We start from the raw sequence: 13,729 nt of genomic DNA, 5'->3' as shown, positions 1-13,729 counted from the left end.
TGGAGGCTGATCGCCCATGCCCGCGAACACCGACCGGTACGACAGTGCCGTCGCCCGCTATTTCGAGGCCTGGAACGCCCGGGAGACCGAGGCCCGGGTCAAGGCGGTCGCGGCCGCCTGGGCCGCGGACGGCACCTACACCGACCCGTTCAGCGATGTCGACGGCCACGAACAGATCGCGGCCGTCATCGCGGCGACGCACGTGCAGTTCCCGGGCTTCGCCTTCCGGCTCACCGGCACGGTGGACGGCCACCACCACACGGCCCGCTTCTCCTGGGAGCTCGTGAACGAGAGCGACGGCTCTGCGCCCGTGGCCGGCTCCGACGTGATCACGCTGGACTCCGGCGGGCGGATCAGGAACGTGCTCGGCTTCCTGGACCGGATACCCGCCGGAGACTGAGGACCGGTCCGGCGATGAGTTTCCGCACTCCCGGCGGTCTCCTGAGACAGAGACCACCGGGAGCGGAGAGAACATCATGGGTACGACCGCGAAACTGGACACCGAATTCACCGCCGTCCTGCGCAAAAGCCCGCAGGAGGGCGGCTGGACCTACCTCCTGTGGCCCGACTCCGTCGCGTTCTTCGGCACCCGAGGACTGGTCAAGGTGCGCGGCACGATCGACGGGCACCCCTTCCGCAGCTCCTTCATGGCCCTGGGCGACGGCACCCACAAGCTGCCCGTGAAGGCCGAGGTGCGCAAGGCGATCGGGAAGGAGGAGGGCGACACCGTGACCGTGCGGCTCGAGGAGCGGATTACGGCTTGATCACCGCGTCGATCCGGGCCAGCTCGTCCGCGTCGAAGTCCAGGTTGCCGAGGGCTCCGACGCTGTCCTCCAGCTGCCGCGCGCTGCTCGCGCCGACCAGGGCCGAGGTCACCCGGCCGCCGCGCAGCACCCAGGCCAGCGCCAGCTGGGCCAGGGTCTGCCCGCGGGACTTGGCGATGTCGTCCAGGTCGCGCAACCGGCCCACCAGGTCCTCGGTCACCGCGTCCGAGTTCAGGAAGGGGCTGTCACTGGCCGCCCGCGAGCCCTCGGGGATGCCGTCCAGGTAGCGGCCGGTCAGCAGGCCCTGCTCCAGCGGGGAGAAGACGATGGAGCCGACCTGGAGCTCGTCCAGCGCGTCCAGCAGGCCCTCGTCCTCGGGGCGGCGGTCGAGCATCGAGTAGCGGGGCTGGTGGATGAGCAGGGGGGTGCCCAGCTCGCCCAGGATGCGGGCGGCCTGACGGGTCTGCTCCGCGGAGTAGTTGGAGACGCCGACGTAGAGCGCCTTGCCCTGCTGGACCGCCGAGTGCAGGGCGCCCATCGTCTCCTCGAGGGGAGTCTCCGGGTCGGGGCGGTGCGAATAGAAGATGTCGACGTAGTCGAGGCCCATCCGCTTCAGGCTCTGGTCGAGCGAGGACAGGACGTACTTGCGCGAACCCCACTCGCCGTACGGGCCGGGCCACATCAGGTAACCGGCCTTGGTGGAGATCACCAGCTCGTCGCGGTACGGCGCGAAGTCGTCCTTCAGCGCCTCGCCGAAGGCGGACTCGGCGGCGCCGGGGGGCGGGCCGTAGTTGTTGGCCAGGTCGAAGTGGGTGATGCCGAGATCGAATGCGCGGCGCAGGATCGCGCGCTGGGTCTCCACCGAGCGGTCCGGGCCGAAGTTGTGCCACAGGCCGAGCGACAGCGCGGGCAGCTTCAGGCCACTGCGTCCGGTGCGCCGGTAGGGCATGTCCGCGTAGCGGTCGGGGTGTGCGGTGTACAACGCGACTCCAGAAGGGTTGGCACGGTGGAACCAGGTTCCCTGAGAACCGGTGCCCACTCTTTCGCGGCCTGGGGGCAGTGGTCCAACAGGAGAATCCGATGGAATTCAGCGGATAGGCTTCTCAATCATGGAACTGCGCCATCTTCAGCACTTCGTGGCGGTCGCCGAGGACCAGCATTTCACCCGGGCCGCCGAACGGCTGCTGGTGTCCCAGTCCGGCCTGTCCGCCTCCATTCGCGCCCTGGAGCGGGAGCTGGGGACCCCGCTGTTCGTCCGCACCACCCGGCGGGTGACGCTCACCGAGGCCGGGCGGGCGCTGCTGGGTGAGGCCGAGCGGATCCTGGCGCAGGTGCGCTCGGCACACGAGGCTGTCGCCGCCGTGCAGGGCGTGCTGCGCGGCACGCTGGCACTGGGCACCGAGCAGTGCGTCGCGGGCGTGCACGTGGCGAGGCTGCTGGCCGCGTTCCGGCGGCTCCATCCGGACGTGGAGATCCGGCTGCGGCAGGCGGGCGCGGGCGCTCTCGCCGAGGAGGTCGCCGCGGGCCGGCTCGACCTCGCGTTCGCGGTCCGTACCCAGGCGGACTCCGACCAGCTGCGTTCCGTACCGCTGACCAGTGAGCCGATGACCGTGCTGTGCCATTCCGGTCACCGGCTCGCGACCGGCGGCGCGGCGGTGACGCCGGACGAGATCGGCGGCGAGGTCTTCGTCGACTTCCACCCCGACTGGGGGCCGCGCCGCATCACCGACGCCGCGTTCGCGGCCGCCGGCGTACGGCGGACTGTCTCCCTGGAGGTGAACGACGTGCACAGCCTGCTCGACCTGGTGGACGAGAACCTCGGCATCGCCGTCGTACCGAGGCACTTCCGGCACAAGCGGGAGGCCCTCACCGCCCTCCCGCTGAAGGGCACCGACGAGGCGGCGTACGAGACGGTCGCGCTGCTGCCGCCCCCGGAGGCGGCCAGCCCGGCGGCGCGGGCGCTGATGACGCTTCTGGGGACAGAGGGCGCGTGACGGACGCTGATGCGCGATGGTGGAGCGTATGCATGCCAAGGACATCCTCATCGACGCGTACAGCCGCATCCGGGAAGAGGTCCATGCCGCGGTCGAGGGCCTCGGCCCGGACGGCCTGAACGCCCGTCCCGCCGCCGACGCGAACTCCCTCGCGTGGCTGGTCTGGCATCTCACCCGGGTCCAGGACGACCATGTGGCCGACGCCTCAGGGCTGGACCAGGTCTGGTTGTCGCAGGGCTGGGAGAAGCGCTTCGGGCTCGACCTCCCTGGCCGGGACACCGGGTACGGGCACACCTCGGCGAAGGTCGCCAAGGTGCGGGTCGACTCCGGCGACCTGCTGACCGGCTACTACGACGCCGTGCACGAACAGACCCTCGGGTACCTGCGCGGGCTGACCGCCAAGGACTTCGAGCGCGTCGTGGACGAGCGCTGGGATCCGCCGGTCACCCTGGCCGTTCGCCTGGTCAGCGTCCTGTCCGACGATCTCCAGCACGTCGGACAGGCCGCCTACGTCCGCGGTCTGCTTCAGAGCGCGGACGCGTAGCCCGGCAGCACGACGTCCTCGATGAGGGCCCAGCGCTCGTCGAACGGGACGAACGCGCTCTTCAGGGCGTTCACCGTGACCGTGCGCAGGTCCTCGACGCTCCAGCCGGCCTCCTGGACCAGCAGGGACATCTCACGGGTCATGGTCGTGCCGGACACCAGACGGTTGTCGGTGTTGAGGGTGACGCGGAAGCCCAGGTCCTTCAGCTCGGTGATCGGGTGCTCGGCGATCGAGGTGGCCGCGCCGGTCTGGAGGTTGGACGTCGGGCACATCTCCAGGGCGATGCGGCGGTCGCGCACCCAGCCGGCCAGCCGCCCGAGCTTGCCGTCCACGATGTCGTCGGTGATGCGGACGCCGTGGCCGATGCGCTGGGCGCCGCACACCTGGAGGGCCTGGTGGATGCTGGGCAGGCCGTGCGCCTCGCCGGCGTGGATGGTGAAGGGCACGTTCTCCCGGCGCAGGTGCTCGAAGGCGGCCAGGTGGTCGGCGGGCGGGAAGCCGTCCTCGGCGCCGGCGATGTCGAAGCCGACGACGCCCGCGTCGCGGAAGGCGACGGCCAGGTCGGCGGTCTCCTTGGTGCGGTCGAACATCCGCATGCCGCACAGCAGGGTGCCGACCCGCACCGGGGTGCCCGCGGCCGCCGCCTTCGCCATGCCCGCGGCCAGGCCCTCCTGGACGGACTCGACGACCTCGGGCAGGGCCAGCCCGCCGTTGACCATCAGCTCGGGGGCGTAGCGCACCTCGGCGTAGACGACCCCGTCCGCGGCCAGGTCGAGGACGTACTCCTCGGCGGTGCGCAGCAGGCCCTCGCGGGACTGCATCACGGCGAGGGTGTGCTCGAAGGTGGCTATGTAGCGGACCAGGTCACCGGAGTTGGCGGCCTCGAAGTACCAGGCGGCCAGCGCGTCGGGGTCGGTGGTCGGCAGGGTGTGGCCGACCGCGTCCGCGAGCTCCACCACGGTGGCGGGGCGCAGACCGCCGTCGAGGTGGTCGTGCAGCACGGCCTTGGGCAGCCGGCGGAGGGTTTCGGTGTCGATGCGGGGCGCGGTCATGTGCGTGTTCCTCGGCAGTGGTTCTCAGTCGGTGGCGGGCTGGAGGTCGGTGGCCGGCTGGAGCAGGTCCCAGCGGTTTCCGTACAGGTCCTGGAAGACGGCGACCGAGCCGTACGGCTCGTGGCGCGGCTCCTCCAGGAAGGTCACGCCCGCGGCGAGCATGCGGGCGTGGTCGCGGGCGAAGTCGTCGGTGTGCAGGAAGAAGCCGACGCGCCCGCCGGTCTGGTCGCCCACCCGGCTCTGCTGCGAGTCGCCCTTCGCACGGGCCAGCAGCAGATCGGAGCCCGGCTCCGCGCTCGGCCGTACGACGACCCAGCGGGAGCCGTCGGGGCGCGGGGTGTCCTCGGCAAGCCGGAAACCGAGGGCCTCGGTGTAGAAGCGGATCGCCTCGTCGTAGTCGTCGACGACGAGGGTGACCAGGGCGATGCGTCTCATCGGGGCCTTCCGGGAGGGGTGATTGACGGGAGAGGTTATACGTAAAACCTGTGGTGCGCCAGTCCGTCCCGAGGGGGCCGTGAGGGAGGCCGTCGCCTGCGTGACAGGGTGGAGATCACGTCCGGGGGCCGCGCCCCCACCACGTACTGCCGTACAGGAGTCGAGTGCCATGACCGAACTGCCGAAGTCGACCGGTGCCCCGGCCCGTCAGAACGTCACCTTCCCCAGTGACGGGACCACCGCGCACGGCTACCTGGCGCTGCCGCCCTCCGGGCGCGGACCGGGAGTCATCGTCATCCAGGAGTGGTGGGGCCTGACCGACCACATCGCCGACGTGGCCGACCGGCTCGCACGGGAGGGTTTCGTCGCCCTCGCCCCCGACCTCTACGGCGGCAACGTGGCCCACGAGAGCCAGGAGGCCCTGCGGATGATGCAGGCCCTCCCCGTCCCGCGCGGTGTCGAACTGCTCTCCGGCGCCGTCGACCACCTGCTGTCGCTGCCCGAGGTCACCTCGGACACCGTCGGCGCGGTCGGCTTCTGCATGGGCGGCGGCTTCGTGCTGTACCTGGCCGCGGCCGACGCACGGGTGAGCGCCGCCGTGCCGTTCTACGGCGTCATCCAGGGGGAGATGCCCGACTTCTCGGGGCTCAAGGCGCAGATCCTGGGGCACTTCGGCGAACTCGACGACAGCATCCCGGCCGAGACGGTCGAGCGGCTGGCCGACGCCATTCAGCAGGAGTCGGGGATGGTCCCCGACTTCCGCCACTACCCGGCCGGCCACGCCTTCTTCAACGACGGCCGCCCGGTCTACCACGCCGAGTCGGCCGCCCGCGCCTGGCAGAGCACCGTGCCCTTCCTGCACGAGCAGTTGGGCTGAACCGGCCCTAGCCCCCGGAACCGGGACGCAGGACGGCGAACAGGCCCTGTGCGCGGGTGCCGTCCGGCGCGCTCCAAGGGGCGGCGACGTGGCCGATGGCGCCCTGTGGCAGGAGGGGGGTGCCGCCGGGGGCGGGGCGCAGGACACGGTGCAGGCGGAGGGTCGCACCCTGCGGGAGGGACAGTCGGGTGCCCTCCTCGTCGTCGGTGACCGTGAGAGCGGCGGAAGGGGCGGGCACCTCGCCCGCGCAGGAGCGGGTGACGTCCCGGTCGGGGGTGTGGTCGACGCTCTGTGCCTGGGCCTCCGCGCGGCCCGCGATCAGGGCGAGCAACTCGGCCACCAGCACCGGATCGTGGCAGCCGTCGTAGGCCCAGCGGTGTCCCAGCACTCCGTGCTCCATGGTGCCGACGAGGGCGTCCTCCGCCCCGTCCAAAGGGGCCCCGCGGTAGGTCAGCGGCACCAGGTAGGTGGCAGGCCGGGCGCCGGACGTGTCGGTGACGGCCATGAACTCGATGCCGACCTCACCCGCCGGATCGTCCAGCCGGAAGCCGCCGGCCTTCGCCAGTTCGGGTGCGTCCGGACCTCCGGAGTACCAGGGGCGGGTGGGCAGCCAGGCGGTGAGCAGTTCGAGCTTGGTCGGCTTCAGGGTGGTGTGGTGGATGACGGCCATTCCGGCGGCTCTCTTTCCGTGATGGATGCGGGCCTTCACACTTTCGCATCGGCGCCCGGGGGGTAGCGTCCCCGTTATGAAGATCACCGAGCCGGCCCGCACCGCCGAGCAGCGCAAGCAGGACGTACTGGCCCGCCTGGAAGGGGAGTTGGACGTCTGGGTGGCCACGGCCGACACCGACGGGCTGCCGTGCCTGGTGCCGCTGTGGTTCATGTGGGACGGGGAGGCCGCGTGGATGTGCACGCGGCTGACCAGCCCCACGGGCCGCAATCTGCGCGAGGGCGGCCGGGCCCGGCTCGCGTTCGGGGACACCCAGGACGTCGTGCTGCTCGACGGGGAGGTGCGGACGTTCGAGGGGCGGGCCGTGCCGGACTCGGCGGTCGGTGCGTTCGTGGCGAAGACGGGCTGGGATCCGAGGCAGGACAGCGCGTCGTACGCCTTCTTCCAGGTCCGGCCGCGCGCCGTGCAGGCCTGGCACGGGGAGCACGAAATGCGCGGGCGGCATCTGATGAGGGACGGGGCGTGGGTCGTGTGAGGTGCGCGTGAGGTGCACCCCGGGCCCTGCCCGTGAGGTGCGCCCGAGGGCGCCCGCGCCTGCGCTCAACCGGTCTGGTGATGCAGCCTGTTGAGCGTGGCCAGCTCCTCGTCGGTGAGGCGGACGGCGCCCGCGGCCACGTTCTCGGCGAGGTGGTCCGGGTTGCCGGTGCCCGGGATGGCCAGGACGTGCGGACCCTGGTGGAGGGTCCAGGCGATCCTGACCTGGGCGGGGCTCACGCCGTGGGCCCGGGCGACCGCGGTCACCTCGTCGTCGTGATGGGCGGTCGCGCCCTTGGCACCGGCGTCGCCCGCGACGGCGAAGAACGGCACGAAGGCGATGCCCTGCTCGCCGCACAGCCGCAGGACCTCGTCGGTGGCGGGGTCGTAGGTGTCGAGCGCGAACCGGTTCTGCACGCACACCACCGGCGCGATGGCCTGCGCCTCGGCGAGGTGGCGGGGTTCGACGCCGGAGATCCCGAGGTGCCGTATCAGGCCCGCCTCGCGCAGTTCGGCCAGGGCCCCGAAGTGCTCGGCGATCGAGTCCTGGCGCATGCGGCGGAGGTTGACGACGTCGAGGTGGTCGCGCCCGAGCTGGCGCAGGTTCTCCTCGACATGGCCGCGCAGGTCGTCGGGGCGGGCCGACGTACCCCACTGCCCCGAGTAGTCGCGGTACGGGCCGACCTTGGTCACGACGATCAGGTCATCGGCGTACGGCGACAGCGCGCTGTTGATGAGTTCGTTGGCGGAGCGCAGGGCGGAGAAGTAGAAGGCGGCCGTGTCGATGTGGTTCACGCCGAGTTCGACCGCCTTGTGCAGGACGGCGATCGAGCGTTCCCGGTCGCTGGGTGTCCCGTGGTGGAAGGCCGCGCTGCCCGTCAACCGCATCGCGCCGAGACCGATGCGGTTGACGGTGAGGTCGCCGAGTTTCCAGGTTCCCGCGGCGTCCGCGGTGATCGTTTCGGAGGTCATCGGCGGAGTCTGGCATACGGGCGGTTCACCGCCGTACGCACGGTGCGAACTCCTTCACGGCACCTCAGCAGTAGAGGTTGCCGCCCGGCGAGACCCCGAGGATCTGGGAGAACTGCTGGTACTTGGTCACCCGGCTCTGCACCTGCGCCGGGTTCTTGCCGTCGCACTCCAGGGAGCCGTTGATGCTGCGGATCGTCTGGCCGAAGCCGGCGCCGTTGACCATGGCGTTGTGCGGGGTCATGGTGCCGGGGCCGCTCTGGGTGTTCCAGTACCACAGGGCGGTCTTCCAGGCGACGGCCGCGTCGTTCTGCACCAGCCACGGGTTGCCCAGGAGGTCGATGCCGAGCGCGTCGCCCGCGGCCTTGTAGTTGAAGTTCCAGCTCAGCTGGATCGGGCCGCGGCCGTAGTACGCCGCCTGCCCCGCCGGACAGCCGTACGGCCGGCTCCAGTCGCAGTAGTGCGGATAGTTGGCGGTGTTCTGCTCGACCACGTGCACCAGCCCGCCGGTCTCGTGGCCGGCGTTGGCGAGGAACGCGGCGGCCTCCTGCTTCTTCACCGTGTCACCGCCGGTGTTGGCGAAGCCGGGGTAGGCGCTGAGGGCAGCGGTCAGGCCGCGGTAGGTGTAGAAGGAATTCCGGCTCGGGAACATCTGGTTGAACTGCGCCTCGCTCACCACGAAGGTGCCGACGGGCGTGCCGGGGCCGCTGTCGCAGGCGTAGGGCTCCCAGTACCAGGTGCTGATCGTCGGGTCGTAGCCCGGGTTGGCGTGTTCGGCGATGTACGCCTTGCCGTCGGTGTAGCGGACGATGTCCCCGGCGGCGTACGACCGTCCGGCCGCCCAGCTCGGGTAGCTGGAGCAGGCGGCGGCGGTGGCGCTGGTGGCGGGCAGGGTGATCGGCGCGATGCTGCCGAGGACGAGTGCGGTCACGACTGCGGCTGTGCGGCGTCTCGACACGAGGTCAACTCCTCTGCGGAGCACGGCCGCTCCCTGACAAGGGCAGCGCGAGGCGGACCCTTGTGCGCACGTGCCGGAAGGACCGGCCACGGCGTGGGGGCGGCCGTGGGTGGGGGGTGTGGAGCCACACTCAACCGCTTTGGTATGTACCAGTCAAGGGTATAGACCAGTTCACTCGTGTCAACGGGACCGGGTCAGCGCAACGGCTTGCGCAGCACCGCCTTGCGGTGGCTGAACGTCTCGATCGAGTAGCGGCCGTGGTAGTTGCCCATCCCGCTTTCCCCCACGCCGCCGAACGGCAGGTCCGAGACGGTGAGATGGGCGAGCGGCAGGCCGTACCCGAGACCGCCGGACGAGGTCTCCTCGGCGATCCGGCGCCGCGTCTCGCCGGCCTCCGAGAAGACGTACAGCGCCAGGGGCTTGTCGCGGTCGTTGATGAAGTCGATCGCCTCGTCGAGGCCGGAGACCGTGACGATCGGCAGAATCGGACCGAAGATCTCCTCCCGCATCACGGGCGACTTGGGGTCGACGTCGGCGAGCACGGTCGGCGCGAGGTACTTCGCCGTACGGTCGCCGACACCGCCGACGACCACGCGGCCCGAGTCGAGCAGGCCGGACAGACGGTCGAAGTGCCGTTCGTTGACGATGCGGCCGTACTCGCCGGAGGCCGCGGGGTCGGTGCCGTACAGGGTCTCGACGGCCCGGGCGAGCGCCGGCTCCAGGGCGGCGGCGGTGGCCGGGTCGGTCAGGACGTAGTCGGGGGCGACGCAGGTCTGGCCGGCGTTGAGGAACTTGCCGCGGACCAGCCGGTCGGCGACGACGTCGAGGTCGGTGCCGCGGTCGACGAACGCCGGGGACTTGCCGCCGAGTTCGAGGGTGACCGGGGTGAGGTGTTCGGCGGCGGCGCGCATCACGATGCGGCCGACCGTGCCGTTGCCGGTGTAGAAGACGTGGTCGAAGCGCTCGGCCAGCAGGGCCGTGGTCTCGGGGATGCCGCCCTCGACCACGGCGACCGCGTCGGTGTCGAGGTAGGCGGGCAGCAGCCGGGCCAGCGCGGCGGAGGTGGCGGGGGCCATTTCGCTCGGCTTGGCCACCACCGCGTTGCCGGCGGCGAGGGCGCCGACCACCGGGGCGAGCAGGAGCTGGGCGGGATAGTTCCAGGGGGCGATGACGAGGACGACACCGAGGGGGTCGTACTGCGTCCAGGCCGTGGCGTCGGCGCCGAGGTGCGCGGGGACCGGGGCCGGTTCGGGGCGCAGCCAGTCGGCGAGGTGGTCGAGGGTGTGGTCGATCTCGCGGACGGTGAAGCCGATCTCGGTGCGGTGGGCCTCGGTGGCACTCTTGCCCAGGTCGGCATGGAGGGCGGCGGCCAGGTCGGCGCCGTTCTCCGTGAGCATCTCGCGCAGGCGGCGCAGTTGGGCGCCTCGCCACTCGACGGGCTTGGTGCGGCCGGTGCGGAAGGTGGCGCGCAGGCGGGCCACGATGTCGGCGGGCTGCTCGGGGGTGGGCTGGTTCACGGTGCCTCGCTGCTCGGTGCTGGTCGGTCATGGTCGTTCCCTATCAGATGTATAGGCCAACCATTACGGTGCGGAAATAATTCCGGATACACGAAAAACACCGTGCGCGATCTTGGCCGAACAGGCCGTGATCAGCCGGAAAACTCCGCCGACGTCCCTTCGAGGGTGCCGACGAGCCGCCCCAGCAGGGCGCGCAGCAGTTCGTCGTCGCCCTCGTTCAGGACCGGCCAGCGTTCGCGGACCTCACGGCTGATGCGCCGCCAGTAGGTCAGGCCGCGCGGGGTGAGGTGGGCGAGTATCCGGCGGCGGTCCAGGGGGTCCACCCGCCGGTGGACGAGATTCTGGTCGACGAGGTGGTCGACCAGTTTGGTGAGCGTCGGCGGCGGCAGGAACACCGCTTCGGCCACCGCCGTCATGTTGTGCCCCTCGCCGTCGGCGAGCAGGGCGAGCACCCGCCAGGAATCGAGCGAGCAGCCGTCCTCGTCGAGGACGGTCTGGAGCCTCCGCGCGGCCAGTCGTTCGGCCCGCGTCAACAGCTGCATCAGATCCTGGGGCTGGCGCGGAGGTGGGGTGGGCATCCTTCTCCTCGGTCCCGGGGTGCGGACATCGTACAAGTGCCCGCTTCCGCAACGGATCGTCTCCCCGCTCGCGCCCGCGCCGCACTCCCCCGCCGCCCGGTCCACGAGACGCGCTGGAGTTCACCGGGCGGACCCGGAATCATGACCACATGTTCGAGCTCGATCCCCACCCGCTCGACTGGTTCACAGTCGACGACTCCACGATCGGCGTGGCGCTCGTTTTCCCGATGCAGGGCGCGGCGGGGATCTTCGGGCCGGCCTGCGAGCTGTGTGCGCGCCTGGCCATGGAGGAGGTCAACCAGGCGGGCGGGGTGCTCGGCAGGGAGCTGCGGCTGCTGCCGGTCGACGGCGGCGGCGAGCCGGAGGAGATCGCCGACCGGGTCGAAGCGCTGGTGCGGCTGGGCGTCGTCCAGGGCGTCACCGGCTGGCACATCTCCTCGGTGCGCCAGGCACTGGCGCCGCGGATCGCGCACCACGTGCCGTACGTCTACACCGCGCTGTACGAGGGCGGCGAGCACACCACGGGCGTCTTCCTGACCAGCGAGACGCCCGACGCCCAACTTCGCCCGGCGCTAAGGCTGTTGGCGGGCGAGCGCGGGGTGCGCCGCTGGTTCGTCGTCGGCAACGACTACGTGTGGCCGCGCCGCACCGCGCGGGCCGCCCGCGCCTACGCGCACGAGTCCGGGGGCGGCATCTGCGGCCAGGCCTATCTCCCGCTCGGCACCCATGAGTTCGACGCGGTGCTGCGCCGCATCGAGGAGTCGCGGGCGGATGCCGTCCTGATGCTTCTGGTGGGCAGTGACGCCGTGCGCTTCAACCGCGCGTTCGCCGCCGCCGGACTCGACCAGCGGTGTCTGAGGCTGAGCACGCTCATGGACGAGAACATGCTGATGGCCAGCGGCCCCACGGCCACGGGGGACCTGTACAGCACCGCCGGGTTCTTCGCCTCGCTGGCGAACCAGGACACCCTGGACTTCCACGGGCGGTACGCGGGACGGTTCGGCGTCGAGGCACCGGCCGCGGGCAGCCTCGGCGAATCCTGCTACGAAGGCGTGCTGCTGCTCGCGGCGCTCATCGCCGGCGCGCGGACCCTGGACGTGACGGCGATCGGCAGGGCGGCCGAGTCGGTGTCGTACGAGGGGCCACGGGGGCTGCTGCGGCTGCGGGACAGCCACGTACGGCAGCGGATCTACCTGGCGCGTGCGGACGGGGTGGACTTCGACGTGCTGACCCAGCTGGACCTCGACCCGGCCCGCCCTTGACATGTACCGACCTCGCCTCGATACTTCACGCAGGAAGTAAAGAGAATGCCTCGGGCGTCGTGTGAATTCCGGTGAGGAGTTCGTCCCGAGGTTTTTTTGTTTCCCGTTTCGCCTCCCGCCGAGAGTCGGAAGATACAGCCGGTTAAGTATCGCGAAACGCTTCGGAAACAGGCTGACTTGAGGCTGTGGACCGCACTTCAGGGAACCAGCCGGTACACCAACAAGGGAAAGCTGGACGCTCGCGCCACCACCGCGCCTGAAGAGCTGTTCTTTCCTTCCCTTTCAGGTGTCCTCCAGGGGACAAGGAGGTTCTTTTGTCCAGCGTTCCCAGCATTCACCGGCGTCGGCTTCTGGCCGGAACCGCGGCGCTCGCCGCCGTCGTCGCCCTCTCCGCGTGCGGCGCGAAGACCGACGCGGCAGGCTCGTCCGACAAGGCCGCGAAGATCGACACCAGCGGCGACACGGTCAAGGTCGGCCTGCTCAACTCGCTCTCCGGCACGATGGCGATCAGCGAGGTGACCGTACGCAACTCGCTGCAGCTCGCCATCGCGGAGATCAACGCCAAGGGCGGTGTCCTCGGCAAGACGATCAAGCCGATCAGCGAGGACGGCGCCTCCGACTGGCCGACCTTCGCCGAGAAGGCCACCAAGCTGATCAAGGAGGACAACGTCGCGGCCACCTTCGGCTGCTGGACCTCCGCCAGCCGCAAGGCCGTCAAGCCGGTGTTCGAGAAGAACAAGTCGCTGCTCTTCTACCCCGTGCAGTACGAGGGCCTGGAGGAGTCGCCGTACATCTTCTACACGGGTGCCACGACGAACCAGCAGATCATCCCGGCCCTCGACTACCTCAAGAGCCAGGGCAAGAAGAAGCTCTACCTGGTCGGCAGCGACTACGTCTTCCCGCGGACCGCCAACAAGGAGATCAAGGCGTACGCGAAGGCCAACGGCATGACGATCCTCGGCGAGGACTACGCGCCGCTGGGCTCGACGGAGTTCAGCACGATCGCCAACAAGGTGAAGGCGTCGAAGGCGGACGCCGTCTTCAACACCCTCAACGGCGACTCGAACGTGGCCTTCTTCAAGGAGTACAAGTCCGCCGGCCTGAGCGCCGCGACCATGCCGGTCGTCTCGGTGTCGATCGCCGAGGAGGAGGTCAAGTCGATCGGAACGCAGTACCTGGAAGGGCAGTTGACGGCCTGGAACTACTACCAGACCACTCCGGGCGCGGCGAACACCACGTTCGTGAAGGCGTACAAGGCCAAGTACGGCGCGGACAAGCCGACCAGTGACCCGATGGAGGCCGCGTACACCTCGGTCTACCTGTGGAAGGCGATGGTCGAGAAGGCGAAGTCCTTCGACCCGGAGAAGGTGAAGGCCGCCTCCGACGGCATCACCTTCGACGCGCCCGAGGGCCTGGTCACCGTGGACGGTGCCTCGCAGCACATCTACAAGACCGCCCGGATCGGCAAGATCGGCAGCGACGGTCTGATCGAGCAGGTGTGGGACTCCGGCAAGCCCATCAAGCCGGACCCGTACCTCAAGGGCTACCCCTGGGCCTCCGGCCTGTCCTGACCGC

General features: G+C 70.4%; 15 protein-coding genes and 1 pseudogene. 8 read left to right on the top strand and 8 right to left on the bottom strand.

What is annotated here, in order from left to right; translation table 11 throughout:
- Nucleotides 1-16: 16 nt before the first annotated feature.
- Both ACZ5XS_RS26395 and ACZ5XS_RS26390 read left to right on the top strand, forming a co-directional pair.
- Nucleotides 17-400, top strand: coding sequence for a nuclear transport factor 2 family protein (locus tag ACZ5XS_RS26395; protein ID WP_468655291.1), 384 nt, complete (start codon nucleotides 17-19; stop codon nucleotides 398-400).
- Between the two features lie 76 nt (nucleotides 401-476).
- Entirely contained in the window at nucleotides 477-764 is a 288-nt protein-coding gene (locus tag ACZ5XS_RS26390) for a DUF1905 domain-containing protein (protein ID WP_217242693.1), read from the top strand.
- Here the strand turns inward: ACZ5XS_RS26390 and mgrA are convergent.
- The gene (gene mgrA / locus ACZ5XS_RS26385) at nucleotides 754-1,746 is read right to left on the bottom strand and encodes an L-glyceraldehyde 3-phosphate reductase (protein WP_468655289.1); all 993 of its coding nucleotides are present in this window, start codon (nucleotides 1,744-1,746) and stop codon (nucleotides 754-756) included. The two genes, ACZ5XS_RS26390 and mgrA, sit on opposite strands and share 11 nt — an antisense overlap.
- Before the next feature lie 127 nt (nucleotides 1,747-1,873).
- Here mgrA and ACZ5XS_RS26380 point away from each other — a divergent pair, with 127 nt between their 5' ends.
- Nucleotides 1,874-2,758: a LysR family transcriptional regulator gene (locus ACZ5XS_RS26380; protein ID WP_468655287.1), complete on the top strand. Its 885-nt coding sequence runs from the start codon at nucleotides 1,874-1,876 to the stop codon at nucleotides 2,756-2,758.
- Between the two features lie 28 nt (nucleotides 2,759-2,786).
- Nucleotides 2,787-3,302: a mycothiol transferase gene (locus tag ACZ5XS_RS26375; protein ID WP_468655386.1), complete on the top strand. Its 516-nt coding sequence runs from the start codon at nucleotides 2,787-2,789 to the stop codon at nucleotides 3,300-3,302.
- On the opposite strand, the gene ACZ5XS_RS26370 is transcribed toward ACZ5XS_RS26375, so the two are convergent.
- On the bottom strand, nucleotides 3,284-4,354 hold the full coding sequence (locus ACZ5XS_RS26370; RefSeq protein WP_468655285.1) for an adenosine deaminase: 1,071 nt from the start codon (nucleotides 4,352-4,354) through the stop codon (nucleotides 3,284-3,286). The genes ACZ5XS_RS26375 and ACZ5XS_RS26370 overlap by 19 nt on opposite strands.
- Before the next feature lie 24 nt (nucleotides 4,355-4,378).
- Entirely contained in the window at nucleotides 4,379-4,789 is a 411-nt protein-coding gene (locus tag ACZ5XS_RS26365) for a VOC family protein (RefSeq protein ID WP_468655283.1), read from the bottom strand.
- 169 nt (nucleotides 4,790-4,958) lie between these two features.
- Here ACZ5XS_RS26365 and ACZ5XS_RS26360 point away from each other — a divergent pair, with 169 nt between their 5' ends.
- Nucleotides 4,959-5,666, top strand: a complete 708-nt coding sequence (locus ACZ5XS_RS26360; RefSeq protein ID WP_468655281.1) for a dienelactone hydrolase family protein — start codon at nucleotides 4,959-4,961, stop codon at nucleotides 5,664-5,666.
- A gap of 7 nt (nucleotides 5,667-5,673) precedes the next feature.
- On the opposite strand, the gene ACZ5XS_RS26355 is transcribed toward ACZ5XS_RS26360, so the two are convergent.
- Nucleotides 5,674-6,336 (bottom strand): maltokinase N-terminal cap-like domain-containing protein, encoded by a 663-nt coding sequence (locus ACZ5XS_RS26355; protein WP_468655279.1) that lies wholly within the window; start codon nucleotides 6,334-6,336, stop codon nucleotides 5,674-5,676.
- 76 nt (nucleotides 6,337-6,412) lie between these two features.
- Between ACZ5XS_RS26355 and ACZ5XS_RS26350 the strand changes: the two genes are divergently transcribed.
- Nucleotides 6,413-6,871 (top strand): pyridoxamine 5'-phosphate oxidase family protein, encoded by a 459-nt coding sequence (locus tag ACZ5XS_RS26350; RefSeq protein ID WP_468655277.1) that lies wholly within the window; start codon nucleotides 6,413-6,415, stop codon nucleotides 6,869-6,871.
- Between the two features lie 65 nt (nucleotides 6,872-6,936).
- Here the strand turns inward: ACZ5XS_RS26350 and ACZ5XS_RS26345 are convergent, their stop codons facing one another.
- From ACZ5XS_RS26345 to ACZ5XS_RS26330, 4 genes and pseudogenes are all read right to left on the bottom strand, one after another.
- Nucleotides 6,937-7,842: an aldo/keto reductase gene (locus tag ACZ5XS_RS26345; protein WP_468655275.1), complete on the bottom strand. Its 906-nt coding sequence runs from the start codon at nucleotides 7,840-7,842 to the stop codon at nucleotides 6,937-6,939.
- A 64-nt stretch (nucleotides 7,843-7,906) separates the two neighbouring features.
- Nucleotides 7,907-8,797: a glycoside hydrolase family 19 protein gene (locus ACZ5XS_RS26340; RefSeq protein WP_468655273.1), complete on the bottom strand. Its 891-nt coding sequence runs from the start codon at nucleotides 8,795-8,797 to the stop codon at nucleotides 7,907-7,909.
- A gap of 194 nt (nucleotides 8,798-8,991) precedes the next feature.
- Nucleotides 8,992-10,329: pseudogene (locus tag ACZ5XS_RS26335) on the bottom strand (aldehyde dehydrogenase family protein); the annotation flags it as partial.
- Nucleotides 10,330-10,445: 116 nt separating this feature from the next.
- Nucleotides 10,446-10,892, bottom strand: a complete 447-nt coding sequence (locus tag ACZ5XS_RS26330; RefSeq protein ID WP_468655271.1) for a MarR family winged helix-turn-helix transcriptional regulator — start codon at nucleotides 10,890-10,892, stop codon at nucleotides 10,446-10,448.
- Nucleotides 10,893-11,041: 149 nt separating this feature from the next.
- On the opposite strand from ACZ5XS_RS26330, the gene ACZ5XS_RS26325 reads away from it, so the two are divergent.
- Together ACZ5XS_RS26325 and urtA are read left to right on the top strand one after the other, a co-directional pair.
- Nucleotides 11,042-12,154 carry a substrate-binding domain-containing protein gene (locus ACZ5XS_RS26325; protein ID WP_468655269.1) on the top strand — a complete coding sequence of 371 codons (1,113 nt, stop codon included), beginning with the start codon at nucleotides 11,042-11,044 and terminating at the stop codon, nucleotides 12,152-12,154.
- Nucleotides 12,155-12,468: 314 nt separating this feature from the next.
- A complete protein-coding gene (gene urtA, locus ACZ5XS_RS26320) occupies nucleotides 12,469-13,725 on the top strand; it encodes an urea ABC transporter substrate-binding protein (protein ID WP_468655267.1) in 1,257 nt (418 codons plus the stop codon).
- Nucleotides 13,726-13,729 lie beyond the last annotated feature (4 nt).

This window comes from Streptomyces sp. NPDC033131 (genome assembly GCF_055578365.1).
The sequence above is the reverse complement of the archived record's forward strand: the minus strand, read 5'-3'. Positions and strand labels throughout refer to the sequence as shown.

What these genes read in the sequence shown, in the direction of transcription:
- ACZ5XS_RS26395 (WP_468655291.1), top strand. Translation starts at nt 17, where the DNA reads ATGCCCGCGAACACCGACCGGTACGACAGTGCCGTCGCCCGCTATTTC.
- ACZ5XS_RS26390 (WP_217242693.1), top strand. Translation starts at nt 477, where the DNA reads ATGGGTACGACCGCGAAACTGGACACCGAATTCACCGCCGTCCTGCGC.
- ACZ5XS_RS26380 (WP_468655287.1), top strand. Translation starts at nt 1,874, where the DNA reads ATGGAACTGCGCCATCTTCAGCACTTCGTGGCGGTCGCCGAGGACCAG.
- ACZ5XS_RS26375 (WP_468655386.1), top strand. Translation starts at nt 2,787, where the DNA reads ATGCATGCCAAGGACATCCTCATCGACGCGTACAGCCGCATCCGGGAA.
- ACZ5XS_RS26370 (WP_468655285.1), bottom strand. Translation starts at nt 4,354, where the DNA reads ATGACCGCGCCCCGCATCGACACCGAAACCCTCCGCCGGCTGCCCAAG.
- ACZ5XS_RS26365 (WP_468655283.1), bottom strand. Translation starts at nt 4,789, where the DNA reads ATGAGACGCATCGCCCTGGTCACCCTCGTCGTCGACGACTACGACGAG.
- ACZ5XS_RS26360 (WP_468655281.1), top strand. Translation starts at nt 4,959, where the DNA reads ATGACCGAACTGCCGAAGTCGACCGGTGCCCCGGCCCGTCAGAACGTC.
- ACZ5XS_RS26355 (WP_468655279.1), bottom strand. Translation starts at nt 6,336, where the DNA reads ATGGCCGTCATCCACCACACCACCCTGAAGCCGACCAAGCTCGAACTG.
- ACZ5XS_RS26350 (WP_468655277.1), top strand. Translation starts at nt 6,413, where the DNA reads ATGAAGATCACCGAGCCGGCCCGCACCGCCGAGCAGCGCAAGCAGGAC.
- ACZ5XS_RS26345 (WP_468655275.1), bottom strand. Translation starts at nt 7,842, where the DNA reads ATGACCTCCGAAACGATCACCGCGGACGCCGCGGGAACCTGGAAACTC.
- ACZ5XS_RS26330 (WP_468655271.1), bottom strand. Translation starts at nt 10,892, where the DNA reads ATGCCCACCCCACCTCCGCGCCAGCCCCAGGATCTGATGCAGCTGTTG.
- ACZ5XS_RS26325 (WP_468655269.1), top strand. Translation starts at nt 11,042, where the DNA reads ATGTTCGAGCTCGATCCCCACCCGCTCGACTGGTTCACAGTCGACGAC.